At 35.9% G+C, this 18,379-nt stretch carries 8 protein-coding genes; all 8 read right to left on the bottom strand.

Annotated elements, in window-relative coordinates; genetic code table 11:
* Nucleotides 1-5 precede the first annotated feature (5 nt).
* Nucleotides 6-1,472, bottom strand: a complete 1,467-nt coding sequence (locus QYS49_RS08045) for a UDP-N-acetylmuramoyl-L-alanyl-D-glutamate--2,6-diaminopimelate ligase (RefSeq protein WP_308351258.1) — start codon at nucleotides 1,470-1,472, stop codon at nucleotides 6-8.
* Nucleotides 1,472-3,568 carry a PASTA domain-containing penicillin-binding protein gene (locus tag QYS49_RS08040; RefSeq protein ID WP_308351257.1) on the bottom strand — a complete coding sequence of 699 codons (2,097 nt, stop codon included), beginning with the start codon at nucleotides 3,566-3,568 and terminating at the stop codon, nucleotides 1,472-1,474. The genes QYS49_RS08045 and QYS49_RS08040 overlap by 1 nt, the downstream gene beginning before the upstream one ends.
* Nucleotides 3,558-3,941, bottom strand: a complete 384-nt coding sequence (locus QYS49_RS08035) for an FtsL-like putative cell division protein (RefSeq protein WP_308351255.1) — start codon at nucleotides 3,939-3,941, stop codon at nucleotides 3,558-3,560. Before QYS49_RS08035 ends, QYS49_RS08040 begins: the two co-directional genes overlap by 11 nt.
* The gene (gene rsmH / locus QYS49_RS08030) at nucleotides 3,938-4,843 is read right to left on the bottom strand and encodes a 16S rRNA (cytosine(1402)-N(4))-methyltransferase RsmH (RefSeq protein WP_308351254.1); all 906 of its coding nucleotides are present in this window, start codon (nucleotides 4,841-4,843) and stop codon (nucleotides 3,938-3,940) included. The genes QYS49_RS08035 and rsmH overlap by 4 nt, the downstream gene beginning before the upstream one ends.
* A gap of 5 nt (nucleotides 4,844-4,848) precedes the next feature.
* Complete coding sequence (mraZ, locus tag QYS49_RS08025) at nucleotides 4,849-5,295, bottom strand: division/cell wall cluster transcriptional repressor MraZ (protein WP_308351253.1); 447 nt, start codon at nucleotides 5,293-5,295, stop codon at nucleotides 4,849-4,851.
* 362 nt (nucleotides 5,296-5,657) lie between these two features.
* On the bottom strand, nucleotides 5,658-6,794 hold the full coding sequence (locus QYS49_RS08020; RefSeq protein ID WP_308351252.1) for a CaiB/BaiF CoA transferase family protein: 1,137 nt from the start codon (nucleotides 6,792-6,794) through the stop codon (nucleotides 5,658-5,660).
* Nucleotides 6,795-7,241: 447 nt separating this feature from the next.
* Nucleotides 7,242-9,149: a ribosomal protection-like ABC-F family protein gene (abc-f, locus tag QYS49_RS08015; protein ID WP_308351251.1), complete on the bottom strand. Its 1,908-nt coding sequence runs from the start codon at nucleotides 9,147-9,149 to the stop codon at nucleotides 7,242-7,244.
* A gap of 128 nt (nucleotides 9,150-9,277) precedes the next feature.
* Complete coding sequence (locus QYS49_RS08010) at nucleotides 9,278-18,220, bottom strand: T9SS type A sorting domain-containing protein (RefSeq protein WP_308351250.1); 8,943 nt, start codon at nucleotides 18,218-18,220, stop codon at nucleotides 9,278-9,280.
* Nucleotides 18,221-18,379 lie beyond the last annotated feature (159 nt).

Raw genomic sequence — 18,379 nt, 5'->3', positions numbered from 1 at the left:
CTTTTTTATTTATTATGGATCAAATTCAACATTTCACTTACTATTTCCTTATCATCGAAATGGCTTCTCTCGCCTTTAATTTCCTGATAAGTTTCATGACCTTTTCCAGCCACTAATATGATATCCCCTTTTTGCGCAAAACTGCATGCTAACTTTATAGCTTCTTTCCTGTCTGGCAAATTCGTTACTTTTCTAACTTGAGAAACAGGAACACCTTTTTGCATATCTGCAATGATTGCTTCAGGTTCCTCAAATCTTGGGTTGTCTGAAGTCAATATTACCCTATCACTAAACCTACAGGCAATTTCAGCCATTAATGGTCTTTTAGTCGTGTCTCTATTTCCACCACAGCCCACTACGGTAAGCACTTGTTCATTTCCTGTTCTAATATTATCGATAGTTTGTAACACATTCTCCAAAGCATCAGGAGTATGTGCATAATCTACCACAGCCGTAATTCCCGCATTATTCGGTACTTGCTCAAATCTTCCATTCTTTAATTCGATTTGAGATAAATTCATTAATATTTCTTCGCTTTCCTCTTCCAACAAATGTGCAGTTGCATAAGAAGCCAACAAATTATAGGCATTGAAATAACCAATTTGCCTGAACCAAACATCCTTTTGCTCAATATTAAGCTCAAGTCCTTGCAATGAATTACTTAAAACTTTTGCTTTATATATCGCCATCATTTTTAAGGAATACGTATATTTTGAGGCTTTGCAATTCTGCAGCATCACCATTCCTCTTTTATCATCAACGTTTACCAAAGCAAAAGCATCAGATGGCAAATCATCAAATAATTTCTTTTTGGCCTTTATGTAATTATCAAATGTTTTGTGATAATCTAAATGCTCATGGGTAATATTTGTAAAAACAGCTCCGGCTAATTTTAAACCGGCCATTCTTTCCTGTTCAATGGCGTGACTACTAGCTTCCATGAAAACTATATTACAACCAGATTCCACCATTTTTTTTAATAGGGAATTCAACTGAAGTGCATCAGGCGTTGTATGTGTTGCAGGAATAACCTTATTATTTATCTGATTTTGAACAGTTGAAATCATACCGGTATGATAGCCCAAATTCATAAATAACTGGTGCAGTAAACTCACTGTGGTGGTTTTTCCATTTGTGCCCGTTACCGCAACCAATTTCAATTTTTCAGAAGGATGACCAAAATAGTTATCAGCCATAATTCCTAAAGCTTTGGCTGAATTATCAGTCTGAACATAAGTTACTTCAGGATGGATATCAATTGGAATATCTTCGCATACCACAGCAACCGCTCCTTGAGTGACAGCTTTTGAAATAAATTCGTGACCATCAACCTGAGTTCCTTTAATGGCAACAAAGACATCACCAGCTCCAACAATTCTAGAATCGAACTGAATGGCATCAATAGCAATATCAGTAGCACCTGAAATGCTGATTAATTTTACTTTATATAATATGTCTTTTAAGTTCGCCACTAACCTATTTCTAGTTTTATTGTACTTCCTTTTAATGCTCTTGATCCTGGGAATTGCGATTGTGAATTCACTCTACCCTTTTCACCTTTTACTACTACATTTAAACCTGTATTCTCTAATAAATACAGTGCATCTCTTAATGTCATACCTCTCACATCAGGCACTAAACCTTGCTGATGCTGATTATTAGGTTCCCATTTAATGGAATTATTATGAATAGATGCTCTCACCCATTCCAATTCTTGTTTATCAGAATGATTGGAAACCCCTAAATAATTTAACATAGAGGATAAGTCATTTTTATTACCCGCTTGAACGACAGGGAAAATTCCTTTCTCTGGTTTTTCCTCCAATTTATACTCTTCATGCATATTCAAATCCAATGCAAAAATTTTGTCCGCAATTTCTTTAAAAACTGGAGCTGCCACATCTGAACCATATTGTTGATAGCCTTTAGGATTATCCATCACGACTATAGCTGAATATTTTGGGTTATCCGCAGGAAAATAACCTGCAAATGATGTATAATATTGTCGAACATACTTGCCATCTATCAAGCTTTGAGCTGTTCCTGTTTTTCCTGCAATTTTGTATTCAGCATTACTAATGTTAGAGGCAGTTCCATTTTGCACCACACCTTCCAACATGATTTTTAGTTTGTCTAATGTTTCTTTAGAGCAAATTTGATCGCTAATTACATTAGTTTTAAAAGTATTAATTTTTTTATCAGTCTTTTTAATTGATTTCACCAATAAAGGACGAATCATTTTGCCATCATTAGCAACTGCATTAAATAACGTTAGAGTATGTAAAGGAGTCAATTCCAAACCATACCCATAAGCCATCCAAGGCAAAGTAATCCCACTCCATTGTTTAATAGGCGGAATATTAGGTTTCCCCTCTCCAATCATTTGAAATCCTAAAGGTTGAGTTACACCCATCGTTTTTAAATAATCCAAAAAGCGCTGAGGATTTTCACGAAAGGTCTCATCAATTAATTTGGCTATAGCAATGTTAGAAGATTTCTCAAAAGCATCACGAATAGAAATTGTTCCGTAACCACCTGGTTTATGGTCTCTTACCTTATCTTTATAAAACTTATATTCCCCATCTCCGGTATCAATTGAATCTGTAAGCTGGATATTTTTTTCTTCCAAAAGCGCCATATAGGAAGCAAGTTTAAAGGTAGAACCTGGTTCTCTTAGTCCATGACTACCTACTGCATAATTATAAACTTCACCATATTTTCCGTTTGAAAGCTTTTTCAAATTAGAAATCGCTTTAATTTCTCCTGTTTTCACTTCCATTACCACTACACAACCCATATCGGCTTCATGCTTAATCAAGTGACGCAATAGCGCAGATTCTGAAACATCCTGCAAGTTGATATCAATAGTAGTTTGAATATCAAAACCGTCTTTTGGTCTGATTTCAGAACCATCATTAACAGGTCTCCAGCTGCTACCAGAAATTTTTTGGAACAATGCTTTCCCGTTTGTTCCTGCTAAATATTTATTGAAGCTGTATTCAAGCCCAGCACCGTAATCATTTTCATTCAAAAAGCCGATGGTTCTAAATGCTAAATTTGAAAAAGGCCTGAACCTTTTATCAGTTTTAGTAAAAATAACACCGCCTGCTAATCTCCCTTCTCTAAAAATAGGCCATGTCTCCATTTCCTTTTTCTTCTGATAACCAATCAATTCATTAGAAAGGAAAATATACTGTCTACCTTTTTGTCTGGCTGTAATAATTTTTTGCTTATAATAAGTAGATGTTTGCCCAAAACTTTTGGAAAGCATCAAACTTAAAGAATCAATCTTTTCTCTGAATAATTGCTCATCAGCAATAGTAGGATCAAAAGCTACTTTATAGAAAGGCAAAGAAGTAGCCAACAAACTTCCGTTATCGGAATAAATATTCCCACGGGTAGCTTTCACTTCTTGATAGCTCATATTGATTTCCTCTGCCATTTTTTGCCACTTATCACCTTCCATCCATTGGATGTGAAAAATCTGGTACATAATAGCTCCAGCAAAAATGACAATAGCCAAAAATGCTAATCGTACTCTGAGCAATATGGACTTTTTAATATTCACCTTTTTCTACTATAATTTTAAATGGTGGTTTTTCTGATTCCTTTAATCCTAATTTCTTTACCTTTTTTGCTACTTCCGATTGCTTGGAAGCAAACATATATTCTGATTTTAAAGTGGTATAATCCGCTCTTAAATCCTCCACTTCTTGATGAAGCTTATCGATTTTTCGAGTGGTTTTATCCGCATAATGGCTGTTGCCAATGTAGAAAATACAAATCGCGACTATGAATAAAACATACGGCAGATAATGCACTGGCAATCCACCTTCGGCATTATTTCCTCCCAAAGTTTTATCCAGCCTTGAGAAAATACTTCCCGAAGCTGAATCCTTTGTTTTGTTTTTCTCCTTTTTTTTAAAAGTATTTTCGCTCATAACTTTTCAGCTATTCTTAATTTTGCACTTCTAGCTCTATTATTGAGTTTTAACTCCTCATCTTCTGCAGTAATAGGCTTTCTATTGATAGCTTTAAATGGTTTCAAAACATTTCCGTAGAAATCCTTTTCTTCCTCACCATCCAATTTCCCTTTATTGATGTAGTTTTTCACCAATCTATCTTCCAAGCTATGGTAGCTCATTACTACTAATCTACCACCTGGCTTTATCACTTCCTCCATCTGAAGTAAAGCTTCTTCCAAAGCTTTCAATTCTTCATTCACCTCAATTCTTAGTGCTTGAAAAACCTGTGCGTAATATTTATTTTCTCTTCCGCGTTTAGCGTATCTTGCTAATATTTCTTTTAGCTCTCCAATCGTATTAATAGGACTAGCAGCTCTTGCCGAAACAATGGCAGAAGCTAAAGTCTTAGCATTTCGAACCTCACCATAAAGCCCAAAAATTTTATGTAAATCAGCTTCGCTATAATCATTTATAACTTGCTTAGCAGTAACTGACGCATGTTGATCCATTCTCATATCCAATTCCGCATCGAAACGAGTAGAAAACCCTCTTTCCGCTTTGTTGAACTGATGAGAAGAAACTCCTAAATCAGCTAAAATCCCATCAACTTGCTTGATGCGATATAATTTCAAATATTTTTTAACGAACCTGAAATTCGCTTGAACAAACTCAAAACCTGGATGATCAATGGCCTCAGCATTAGCTTCAGCATCCTGATCTTGGTCAAATCCTAATAATTTCCCGTCAGTTAATTTTTCTAAAATGGCTTTAGAATGACCACCACCCCCGAAAGTCAAGTCTACATAGATTCCATTGGGCTTAATAGCCAATCCATCCAGACATTGCTGTAACATTACCGGTTCGTGATATTCGCTCATAGGGATTAAGATTCAAAAAGGTGTTTCTCAGCCAAATCAGAAAATTCCTGCTGGTCTTTAATCAGGTAATCATCATATTTTGATGCATCCCATATTTCAACTCGATTTCCCATTCCCACCACTATCGATTCTCTTTCCAATCCGGCAAAAGCCATCATATTTTTAGGAATCAATATTCTTCCTGCACTGTCGAGTTCCACGATTGCATTGCCTCTAAAGAAGTTGCGTTGTAGATTTCTGTATTCTGGATTAAATTCATTCAAACCGGCAATCTTTGAAAAAATCTTTTTGTATTCAAGCATTGGATAAAGAACTAAACAAGGCTCGAAACCTCTGCGCACAACTATTTCATCACCACTTCCCTCGGGTAGAGCATTTTTGATCTTGGCAGGCAAGACCATACGCCCTTTGGCGTCTAGCTTACAATCATATTCACCGGTGAAGAATGCCATGCTTATAGTTTACACAATTTCTTATATGCAAAGCTAAAACAATATGCGACATTTCATACCACTTTCCCCCACTTTTTTACACATTTCTCAAAAAGATTACATTTTGGGCGTCAAAAAGACAAGGAAAACAGGCTCAAAAGCAGTGAAAGAATGTTTTTAATTATTCCATTCAATTTAAAATTGAGCAGAATAAAATCATACAACTCATTAAAAATCAATACTTTAAAAAATATGAAATCTAATGATTCAAAATTTATAAGTTTTTGATTATCAGATATAAACAAAAATTTTATAAAAAACGTGAGCGTGTAATGTTTGAAGAATTGGTTTTGGCCCAAAATCATTGAATAATAGGCTAAAATTTAGATTACAGCTAGTATTTCGTCTCTGTCTTGATCAAAATTAGGTGGTGGGGCAAGGTGGGAGGATTTTCCCATAAATGATAAAATACCAGCAAAATTTCTTAATCCGAAGTTCATTTCTGCTGATTTTAAAATCATATTTTTAGCATCTTTTCCTTCTAAAACTTCCTGTACTGATTGCAATTTTCCGGCTGGAACTTGAGCTGTTTTTAATTTTTCAATGAGGATTTCGGATTGAAATAATTTTGCTTTCTCCAATAATAACTGATTTAATATTATCCTATTTTCCACCCGCAAAGCATTGGTTTTAAACCTATCATCTTCAGAAATTTCAGGCATTTCAAAAACTTTACAAAGCTTTTGAAATTGAGAATTTGTCCCTACTGCCAAAAGAATTTCATTGTGATCTACAGTTTTTAAAACTGTTCCATAGGGTGCAATATTAGGATGCTCCGCTCCCATTTTTTGTGGGTTATGTCCAGCTATCAAAAAATTAGTGGCTTGATTGGCTAAAGATGCAATAGCTGATTCGAATAAGGAAACGGATACTTTTGAACCTTCATTGTTTTTAAGCAAATTGATATAAGCTAGCAAAATAGCTTCCTTCAAATGGTGCGCTGCCAGAACATCTACCAAGGCTACTGGCATTTTTAAAGAATTTCCATCCGGTTCTCCATTCATGCTCATAAATCCGCTTTCTGCTTGAATTATTGCATCATAACCAACTCTTTCATCCTCATCTCCATAACCAGTAATTTGCCCGTAAATAATTTTTGGGTTAACAGATTTAAGCGACTGATAATCAACCCTCAACTTCTTAGCATCACCTGCTTTGTAACTGGCAATAACAATATCCGATTTGGCAATTAATTTATAAAGAATGGTTAAATCTTCTTCATCCCATAAGTCTAAGGCTATTGATTTTTTGCCACTATTAGCAGCAGAAAAATAAGCGGAAATTGAGTTCTCAGCCTTCTCGTTTTTGAGTTTCCACGAGCGGGTGACATCTCCTTTAGTCTTGGGGTTTTCAATTTTAATAACCTCAGCTCCTAGTTCAGCGAAAAACTGACCGACAGATGGTCCGGCTAACACATTGGCAAGTTCAATTACTCTTAGGTCTTTGAAGATTGGGGGCATAGTGAGTATTTAAAGTCTTAGATATTCTTAAAATGGCGTTTTATTATAAAACTACAATTTTGTGAAAAATTCATGTTTTGTTATGCCGTTTTAACTTTCTTTTTTCATACGAAATAAACATCCAATTGGAGGCTTAAGCCAATATTATAATTGAGCTTTAATTAAAGAATTCACCTACGATCTACCCCCAATATTATTAAGTTAAGATTTAAGCTATATATTTAACTTTTATCCTAAGAAATAATCAAGGTAATTTTCCTTTGTATTCTATTGTTTTGTGGTTAAAAAAGAATGTTGCTAATCTGCACCCAGATTAGCAAATTTTAACCACAAGAGACACAAAAGAAATCAAAAGGTTTTTCGCTAAAACGAAAATCTCAATAAGGAAATTTCCTTAACTAAATAGCTTTGGATCTCCCCATTTGTGAGTCGAAGGCTGGTTGGGACTTACTCCAACTCTATCGCCAAATTTTCCCATTGCTCTGTTAAGTCTTCTAATTCCTTATTTACTTTATCAAATTCCTGATTCACTTCAAAAAGATTATCTGGATTGCCATAAACTGAGGGTTTAGCCAATTCTTCTTCTAGACTTTTTTTATTCAATTCCAATTTCTCAATTTGAGTTTCCAATTTAGAAAGTTCTTTTTGTTTGGCTTTCAATTCTGCATCTTCTGGTTGATGCCTAGGTTTGGATTGCTTTTCTTTTTTCTGCTCTTTTTTTATTTCGTCCTCAATTTTCTGATCATCGGCTTTGGCAGCTTCTCTTTTAGCAAACCAATTCTGGAATTCATCATAAGTACCAGGATATTCTTTCACCTGATAATCTTCAATCCACCAGATTTTATTGGCTACATTCGATACAAAATACCTATTGTGGGATACTGTAATAAAAGACCCCTCATATTGCTGCAAAGCTTGAATCAGAATGTTTTCCGATTGCATATCCAAGTGGTTGGTAGGCTCATCCAGCAGTAGGAAATTCGCATTGGAAATCATGGTTTTAGATAAAGCCACACGGGATTTTTCACCTCCGGAAAGGACTTTAATTTTCTTAAAAACCTCCTCATCTCTAAAAAGGAAACAACCCAATAAGTTTCTAAGCTCCATTTCAGTTCTATCACTACCTGCTTGCTTCAATTCATCTAATATCTCATTATTGATATTTAATGATTCCAACTGGTGCTGAGCGAAAAAACCGAATTCTACATTATAGCCTTCTTCTCTTTCCCCATTAATCTTTTCCTCTCCTGCTATTATTCTTAGCAAAGTAGATTTACCCTTACCATTTGCGCCTATCAAGGCAATCTTATCACCTCTTTCAATATGCGCATCTGTTTTTTCTAAAATCTTGATATCTCCATAAGATTTAGAAACTTCATGCAACCTTACAATATGCCTACCCGATTTGTTATTGATATTAAAGCTAAAATTTATGGTAGCATTATTATCCACCACGGCATCCACTTTATCCATTCTATCTAGCGCTTTCACTCTAGATTGTACCTGCTTTGCTTTGGTGGCTTTAGAACGGAAACGGTTAATAAATTGCTCGGTCTGCTTTATTTTCTGTTGCTGATTTTCATAAGCATTTTGTTGCAACTCCGCACGCAAAGCTTTTTCTTCATTATAAAAGCTCCAATTACCAGCGTATACATTCAATTGCTGCTGATCAACCTCAACGGTAATATCTATTGTTCTATTCAAAAACTCTCTATCATGCGAAACAATGATATAAGCCCCTTCATAAGACTTTAGATAATTTTCAATCCATTGGATAGAAGGTAAATCCAAGTGGTTGGTAGGCTCATCTAACATCAATAGAGATGGCTTTTCCAATAAAAGCTTTGCTAACATCACTCGCATTCTCCATCCCCCTGAAAAAGTCTTGAGCGGACGACTTAGATCTTCCGTTTTAAAACCTATCCCTTCTAATATTTCTTCAGCCTTAGCTTGCAAGCTGTAGCCTTCCATCATTTCATATTGTTCTTGAGCTTTGGTGAGCTTATCCACCAAATCATCGGAATAATCTTCTTCCATTTTTTTCAAAATAGATTCAATTTTCTCCTGCAATTTTAAAGCTTCCTTGAAAGCTTGCATGGCTACATGCAAAATGCTGTCATCTGACTGGAAAGAAAGTAAATCCTGATTTAAGAAACCAATGGTGCAGTCTTTACTCATTTGGACTTCACCTTTATCGGGCGTCATATCCCCATTGATGATTTTAAGTAAAGTGGATTTCCCTTGCCCATTTAGTCCAATCAAACCAATTTTATCTTTTGGTTTTATGTGTAAAGAAGCATTATCAAATAAGGCTCTATCACCTATGTAGTAGTCTAAATTATTAATAGAAAGCATGATGCAAAATTAAGTGGGATTTCTTCAGGATAAAATGCTTTGAGCGAATAGTTGAAAATAATTTACTTATTCAATAAAAAAGGGATACAAAACTGCATCCCTTATTATTAATATTTTGTATTCGCTTTTTAACGAACCATTAATCTAACTTTCTTATTAATATTTCCTTGTTTCACATCCACTATGTAAATCCCAGAGTTTAGATTTTGATTAATTGGTAAAGGCTTATTCAAATCAGAGGGATTGTGAATAGCCTGATAATGTCTTCGACCTTGAATATCAAAAATAGTCACTTGAACTTTCTGTTCTCCGTGAAAACCTAGTAATCTTAAATGGATATTTTGTGATTGTGTTGGATTCGGAACCGCTATCAAATCAGCAGCTTGCGCTCTCCTCACCCTCACTACTTCAGAATATTCAAAGGCACCATCATAATCTACTTGTCTTAATCTGTAGTAAGATTCACCGGCCAAAGGAGCAAAATCTTTGAAATCATAATCAATAGTTTGATTAGAATTACCGTTACCTTCCACAATTCCGATAGCTTCATACTCTTTACCATCAAATGAACGCTGCACTTCAAAGAATTCATTATTGATTTCAGAGGCTGTTTGCCATTTTAGCTCTACTCTGTTAAACTTATTCTCAGCAATAAAGAAAGTAAATTCTACAGGTAGAGGATTATTAGGGTCGGTGGAGCCCAAAGTAATAACCTTTTCGGTAAAGCTTACAGAATTAGAGGATTGGAAACTACCTTCAGTACTTCCTAAATCATTAAAGGCTGTCGCACCAAAATCATCCCAATTTCCATTTCCATCATTCCATGCCATTACTACTAAATCTGCTCTTTCAAATTCGTTTGAAGAAACATCACTTGCTGCATCCCAACTTAAACCTACTCTGGCAGTGGTTCCTGCAGGAGCCGCTCCACTAGAGATCCTCCAGTATTCATTTCCACTTATTTTCTTTACAGCTGTGTTAGAAGGTGTTTTATTATCTACTTCAGGGTCAGCTCCTGGATCTCCGTTGTAATATTCTGCTTCCCATGTAAATCCAGAAGCAGAAGGATCGATTACACTTGCATGTCCCCAACGTGAGCCTTTCCCTATTGGAAATGTAAAAGAACCTGAATTAAGTATTTTTTTCACCCGACCATTGATATAAGAAGCATTAGACCCCTTGGCTGGACTTGCTGAAGCGTCAGCATCAAACGTGAAATCGTTACCATTGGTGGTGATTATTCCGTTTGTTAGCCTAAGTTGTCGGTCTAAATCTAGATTACCAGCTTGACTTATCCCACTTCCATTGTTTATTTCTAGATTATAAAAATCATTAGTACCTGTAAAATCGCCACTAATAGTTTGAACGGAGGAGCCATTCATAACTACTGAAGAAGTTGAAGACCCGCTATTAAAAGCACCACCAGTACGCACAAGATTTCCTTGAATATTGAAATTTCCTGCATTCCCTATTTCTAAGATGCCAGAATTAATATTCACATTTCCGACAACAGTTTTATTATTACCATTACCGCCATTGAATGTACCACCATCAACAACCATATTACGGTCAATCTGTAAATTACCTGCACCATTGTTGTAACCACCTGAATTCACCAGCATATCTCTTTGGACAGACACCATGACACCATCAGAATTACTAACTATAGGACCTGAAACAGTAAGATCATTACAAACTGTAAAGTTAGAATTGGAAAGAATTCTATTTCCTGATCCTGAGAAAGTTAAATTTTGAACAGTATTAATTGCTCCCATCACATCATAATTACCTGCACCTGCATATTCGAGACTACCACCACCACAAGTGAAAAAATCGGCATAATATCCCGCAGGCAGTACAACACTATTTCCATCACTAATTAATCGTAAGGTTCCTGTCCCTTCCACTATTCCAAGTCGATGACCAATAGTTTCGGGTACCTCTAGAATTGCACCTGCTTCAATTATTGTTTTAAATAATCTTACACTATTATTATTCAAACGAAGAACATCACCAGCCTTAATTGTAATTTGAGCACCCAGAGGTCCTCCTAACGGTATTGCTTCTGACCATGCTGTCGATTCATCAAAGTTTCCACCACCGCTCTCATCAGTACTAAATTCTTCTATTACATTCGGAATAGCACCGTTTAAGGAGTTATCTAAATTATCTACACTAACCCCAGCCGTGTAATCACCAGTAATCAATGCATCATTAGCCCCTGAAAAAGGAAATGTCATTTCTTGATTAGCTTCATCAAATGCAGCTTGGCTGAATGCCTTATCCCAGGTGTTATTAGATTCAAAAACACGAGCAGGAATATAATTATTTTCGGAATAAGGTGAAGTAACCTCTATATCTGAAGATCTATATTTCAACATAACATAAGCGTCAAAACCTGAAATCCCATTGGCTTCAATCGTCCAATAGTATTGCAAGACATTTTCGCGGTCAGTAATCTCATCATTTGGAGCTTCTACATCTTCTACAATTGCAGGATGTATCTCGTTGGTAGGACGAACGGTTATACTCCCTGCACTACTATTGTTTATAGTAAATATGGCGGGAGTATATTTACTCTGTCCAATTGGGAATGTGAAATTTGTGGTGCTATTAATAGGATTCAAGAACTTTCTTAAGCCATTATCAGAAAGGGAGCTATTAGTTTCCACCATATTACTTATACCGAAAGGACTTACCTCTTCAATATTTGCTGAGGCCGAAAGGGTAAGCAGATTACCTCCTATATCAAACACTCCACCTTGAAGTCGTAAGGAATTATTGATAATAAAGCTGAAATCATTACCATCAGGAATCTGAACACCTTCTGGATTATTTATGGTTACGATACCAAAAGTACCGGTTCCTTGGCCGGATCTCCTTAGCTCTTGTTGAGTTGTTCCATTAAAAATGATACCATTTCCACCACTACTAGTATGAACTGCATCATTAATTACCGTTCCACTAACATTTATACTATTTCCATTATCAGCAAAAGTTCCAGCACCTATATGAAGCGTTCCATCTACAGTTATTTCTTTTCCAATATTAACAATTCCAGTTTGGTTTTTTGTGAGGTTATTAAAGGTGGCAGTTCCAATGCCAGAATAGGTCGTTGCAGTTAAATTGCTAAAAAAAGTGGTATTATTTGTTCCTAAATAAGCCCCTTCATTCATAAAATCCCCTTTTAAGATCAAATTGCGTCCATTAGCATCGAATGTAGCTCCTGAATTTACTGTTAAGGTACCATTCATAGTTAAAGGCCTTACCTGCAAATTCATAGTAGGATTATTATTTCCATTAATAACAAGTTCATTTAAAGCTATGTTGGAATTGATACCAAAATTATTTTGTGAAGCAGGTGTAGCAACATCTCCAAGAGTAATCGTTGATCCTGTCAAGTTACTGGTAGCAGGATTTAAAATGAGCGCAGCAACGGAAGGATTGGCACTGTTCTGCCTTAATACCGTAAAACTCCCCGCTGTGTGAGTGAAATCACCAACACCACCCGTTATTTCAAAAACACCTCTATTTGCTACAGGAGCAGCATTGTTTCCAACCAGTACTGTTCCTCCTGTCTGAGTGTAATTTAAAACACCTGTATTGGTAATAAGACTTCTCCTGATTTGAGAACCTACGGTTAAAGTTCCTGAATTAATGGTTAATGATGCATTTCCCGTTGGAGAATACTCAATATAGTTATTACCGTTATTCGTACCATCATTCATATCTAAGGTTCCACCTGAAATTTGAAGTCCTCCATTTAATAAGATTCCTGTATCATTTCCTCCCACATTTGCCTGGCCTTGTGTTAATGTTAAACCTGCAGATGAAGGTATAAGAAAATCATCACCTCCTGTATTTAAATCAATGTTTATTGCAGCATTATTTAAATTCAAAGTTCCATTTTCCAGCACTACCGGCTTGGTATCTGAACTTCCGGAAGCATCTCCCCCTAGTGTGAAATTGGTGAAAATTGTAGTGGATAGGCTTTGATCAATACCTTTATCCATTATGATCCTGTTTAAAGCAGGTATATTAGGCATTAAATCAAATGAAGAATTGCCTGCACCAAAAAACTCCAAATCTACAGTTGCTTTATTAGTTGCTCTGAAGAAAATAAAGTTGGAGTTATTTCCCGGATTTATAATATTACCTTGCAATCGTAGCTTATGATTTAAAGTACTTACACCATCAATTACTTCGAAGCGAGTCGGATTGGCGTTGTTTCCCAAAAAATTAATATCGCCTTCTACTGTCAGCAGCCTTTCATTAGCGCCTGTGAAAGGAAATTGCACATAAACTGCTCCATTATTAAAATTAATATTCCTTTTGACAAATACATCACCATCAACCCCACTTGAATTTAACAATATCCTATTTGGGCCTTTGAAAAAACGAATATCACCATTTACTGTAATATCAACATCAGGTAATGTAATCTGACCACCCGTTAGATTTGAATATTCAAATTGTAAATTCGGATACTCAGTGATAGTATTTCCTACTGTATAACTTGTAAAATCAGTATTGCCGAGATTAACATCATCTTGGTCAATAATTGTGGTATTTGTTCCTGGGAATCTTCTTGAATAAGTCCAAATTGTATTTGGGGCTGTTAAGAACTCACCCAAATCCCCGGCAGGAAGCGTATTTCCTGTTAATATAATTTTACTTGAATGATTACTTGTAACAGGATTGTCAGGATCGATATTGGTAAGGATACCAAAATCATGGACATCACCATTTTCTTTAATTGTTACCAAAGAGCTTTCAGCATTGGAATATCTTAAAATTGCAAGTCTTGCAATACTGATAGGCTCATAAGCAGCAATAGGATCCCCATTTGCATCAGTGTCTGTTATGGCTACAGAAAAGTTTTCAGTAGTGCTTCCAATTACCACTATATCTCCCGGACCTGGCAATTGATTAGTATTATTAATTGGAGAACCTCCCTGGGCTTCAGACCAGGTATCAGGATCATGCCAAACTCCATTTTGAATTGCATAAAGAGTTCTTAAAGTTCCATTAAATAAACTGTTATTTGCAGCCGTATAATCACCTTCTAGCAGCGTATAAGCAGTTGTAATCGTTATTCTATTATTATTTTTATCTACGTTTCCGTCTAGCTGTTCTCGTGTAACATTTACCACTCTTCCAGGTGTTAAATTTCCAGCATTTTGATCATCAGTACCGTCATAATCAAAAATCATAGTTCCGCTAGGAATATCTGTAAACCCTTCATTTCTAAGTCTCCAATAATATTCTAGGGCTTTGTCATTACCACCTTCTAGAGTGAGCAAAATGCTATTTACGGGATTTAGAATAATATAACCATCATCTGTTACATTGCTAAGGGTAATTTCAGCTGGGGTGTATTTACCAGCAGATCCAAAAGGAAAAGTAATGATTTCATTCGCATCTGCATATAATGCTACACCTCTATCAGAAGATAAACCTGAGGTTTCAATCATTCTTGTAGTACCGGGGTTAGTTACAGAAATGGAAGCATCCGGTCCTGCAAGCCTTAGTCTATATTGATTAATATCCAATACACCATTAATAAGCGAAAGGGTTTTTCTTATCACGAGTTCTCCGCCAGCCAAGGATAAATTTGCGTTATTATCCAAGTCCAAGTTATGAACAACACCTTGTTCAGATGTAATGGTCTGTAAAACAGATCCATTAAGAATCAATTTTCCAGTCTCGGTTAAACTGCTAACAGTATCTGCTAAGTACACATTACCGGCAATTTCTGTATTGAAAGTACTCAAAAGAAAATTACCGTTTTCAAGCCTGAAATTGCCTGGAATATTTAAAGCGGAAGCAGCACCATTTGTAACAACCAAGTCATTGAGAGGCCCTTTATTTATGGTAAGATTACTAATTGATTGTGTTGCTCCAGTATTAATTTCAATTGTTGCATCATTCCCCCCATTTATGGTCAAAATACTATTAGCTCCATTATTATAGGTGGCGCCTGAATTGATCACGAAATCCCCTCCTACCGTGACATTGAAATCTAATGTATTAAAGATATCTGCATCACCATTTATGTTATTGTTAAGGGTGAAATCATTTATAATTGTAAAATTATTATCAAGTGTTACGTTTTGATCTTTTAATATAAAATTATAGAAAGGAGCTGTAGAATTAATGGTTATTATTTCATTTATACCATTACGATCATCTATTGTCAACAAACCACCAGTTACTGAGATATTATTAGGATCGCTGTCTATAGTCAGACCACCTAAATTAGTTCTATCCTGTATAATAATTTCCCCTCCACTTAAATTTACCACCATATTTGGATCTGCTAAATGCAAGCTATACCTACTATTGTCTCCACCTCTAAACCTTTCGTTTATCCTAACAACACCTCCACTTTGGATAAAAGAATAAGTTCCTGTAGTAGCAAAACTACTGATAGCAATTTGGGTAGCTTCCAGTTCACCTCCATTTACTATTATTTGACCAGATGCTTCATCCCTAAAGTTAATGGCTTCAGCCTCACCTAATAAAAATTTACCCGCATCCACCTGCAATTTTCCATATAAATAAAGTCCTTGATTACCACCTCCATTATTTACTGTTATAGGAGCCCCGTGAGAGAAACCAGTCCAGCTATTACTTTCATTCGCAGTAGCGCTAACAAAGACATCTGGATCATCTAACCAGAGCCTAGCACTACCACCTATCGGGAAATCATTTCCTCCTTCAGTAAGTGAAGGAATATGAGTTTTACCTTTTAACCTAAGTGTTCCATTTGCTAACCAGAGTGCTTTATTGGAAAGTGCAGTAGGATTAGTTGTAGCAAAACCATTGTTGTTAACACCGAATAATCCGAAATGACTTTTATCCGAAGCATTTACAGTTAATATATAAGTATCATCAGTGCCCTTATTCAAGACTAAATTATACAGATCTGTAGTGCCTCCACAGAAAAATGTGCTGTTATTGAGTGCTGAAAAAGACAAAGTTACAGCACCGTTGGCTGCAGGATTTGCATAATCTGGTATTGAAAGATTAGTCAAGCGAACACTACCATTATTGGTAAAATCACCTTGTACATCCATTTTGTGCCATCTGTCATAATATGAAGCTCCCCCATCGTAAGCATTGGCTGTACCGACACTTATAGAAGCTGTACTTTGTACCAACACATTTTCTTTGATTAGTAAAGACAGACGAGTTGTACTACTAGTATTATTAATTCTAAAATCACCCTGGTTAATAGTTAAGCTTCCATTTAAGGTATAATCACTGAGTAAGGTTACAATGTCTGTTGAGGTACTCATATTAATATCGATATTATTGAAAGTCCTTCCCGTAGTCAAGTCAATCCCAGAACCATAAATTTCCAAGGTTCCACCAGCATTGGCATCAGCAAATAATGAGGCATCTCCAGCAGGAAAATTATCAATTCCCGAAACATCTCCTTGCATTCTTATTCGACCATTTCCTTTGATTGTAGTGAAGTTATGCCCTGTGGAAGATGTTAGATTTAATCTGCCAATTACTTCAATTCCATTTATCGAAATATTATTTTGACCTGAATTAGCGCCTTCCTGAATGTTTACCGTTTTACCCAAGGTAATCACCACATTATCATCGGTAGAAGGAATATTATTACCTGGATTTACCAACAATGGTGAATTTGAACCATCTAATGTCCATGTGTTAGGATCATCCCAGTCACCTGATTTATAGCTATACCAAGTTTCTGGCGGATTAGGACCGATTGAGCTAGTTTCATTATTTTTTGTCCCTAAAGTATAATACCCTTCCTGAGGATCGATATTATTGAAAGTAATAGAATTATTCGTATTACTAAATGAAGAGGCTGTTGAAACCTCTGTCCAACTTCCTGAAGTACCACTTCTAAATAATAGTATGTAATCTGCTGCTGAGGCAGAAGAAAGATCTTGTGTAACAAAACCTGCATCTTCAATATCGAAAGTGAAATCTGTTCTACTGCTATTATCACTATCAGTAATATCAAAATACCAATCACGAAACCACCTTGCCTGTAATCCAGTAACACCTCCCAAATCAGAATCGTTAACAACATTATTCACTAATTTGTAGCCTGCAAAAATATAATCTCCATTGCTTAATGTAGTTCCGTTTTCTGTCAAACTGAGCCCATCAGCTTGCGCAGTGCTTCTCTTCGGATTAATTCCGTCATTTGCTAAACCAATAACACCGAAATCATAATCTCCTTGGCTTGCTTCGTCACCATTATATTTATCATTAGAAGCTGTTGAGAATGCGATATTATATTTTGATGAAAGATAATTTTGTACAAGAATTCTTTCTAAAGGATCAATTTTTCTGGTAAAAAAAATTACTTCAGCAATCTTACCATTCCAGAAATTCTTTGGTCCATTTCCTAAATAAACGAAATCCGCTCCACTTATGGGAGAGGTTGCAGAAGCAGTGCCATTATCTGCTGTGGCGGGAGAATCTTCCAAATCATTGATATATATTTCAGCATCTGTTGCAGCTTGCCATTGAAGTCCTAAAAATTGAGCAGCAGTACTTTGTCTTCCAGATGAAGTTTCTACATTTCTATTACTAACACCCGCTTTTAAAACATTGGACCCACCACCATTTGCACCGCTAGCATCATATCTAAGGGAAAAAAATTCATCATTGTTATTGTTAGGTGATGTTCGAAGAAATCCATTATCAGTGCCCGAAATATCTGACTGTATTACTATAAATAAAGAAAAGGCAGAGTTTCCATTGATATAATTCTCTCCATCCTCATCAGAAAGAAAGTCATCACTACCATCAAAATCAAGTGAAGTCAATCCATTCAGCCCAGGGGTAGATGGAAAAACAGATGGTTGTCCTGTAGTTGTAACTTGGGTGAAATCATTTGCATTACCACTCTGATCTTGCCATTCGCTTACTGAACCATCACTGGATACTAACCCACGATCTCCCCTCAACCAAAGTTGGAGATTAGTATCAACCCCTGCAGGACCAGCTTGACTGAATACGATTATTGGGGAAAATAAACTGATTGAAATAACTGTAAGTATTGTGTAGAATCTCTTCATAATGGTTCCTTTTCAATGTAAGCTAATAACAAATATACTATCATAATATTGAAATAAACCAATAAAATATATGTAAGTTATCTTTAATCGTCAAGAATTACGATAACAGCGACAAAACTAGATTTTCCGTAGTCGAGACAGCCTTTAATTTGGCAACCA

Origin of the sequence: Marivirga salinae (assembly GCF_030503855.1) — a bacterium.
Taxonomy (GTDB): domain Bacteria; phylum Bacteroidota; class Bacteroidia; order Cytophagales; family Cyclobacteriaceae; genus Marivirga; species Marivirga salinarum.
This window is presented reverse-complemented; position numbering and strand designations above follow the sequence as displayed.

Bases quoted from the DNA above. Each gene is read 5' to 3' on its own strand.
- QYS49_RS08035 (WP_308351255.1), bottom strand. From the start codon at position 3,941: ATGAGCGAAAATACTTTTAAAAAAAAGGAGAAAAACAAAACAAAGGAT.
- rsmH (WP_308351254.1), bottom strand. From the start codon at position 4,843: ATGAGCGAATATCACGAACCGGTAATGTTACAGCAATGTCTGGATGGA.
- mraZ (WP_308351253.1), bottom strand. From the start codon at position 5,295: ATGGCATTCTTCACCGGTGAATATGATTGTAAGCTAGACGCCAAAGGG.
- QYS49_RS08020 (WP_308351252.1), bottom strand. From the start codon at position 6,794: ATGCCCCCAATCTTCAAAGACCTAAGAGTAATTGAACTTGCCAATGTG.
- abc-f (WP_308351251.1), bottom strand. From the start codon at position 9,149: ATGCTTTCTATTAATAATTTAGACTACTACATAGGTGATAGAGCCTTA.
- QYS49_RS08010 (WP_308351250.1), bottom strand. From the start codon at position 18,220: ATGAAGAGATTCTACACAATACTTACAGTTATTTCAATCAGTTTATTT.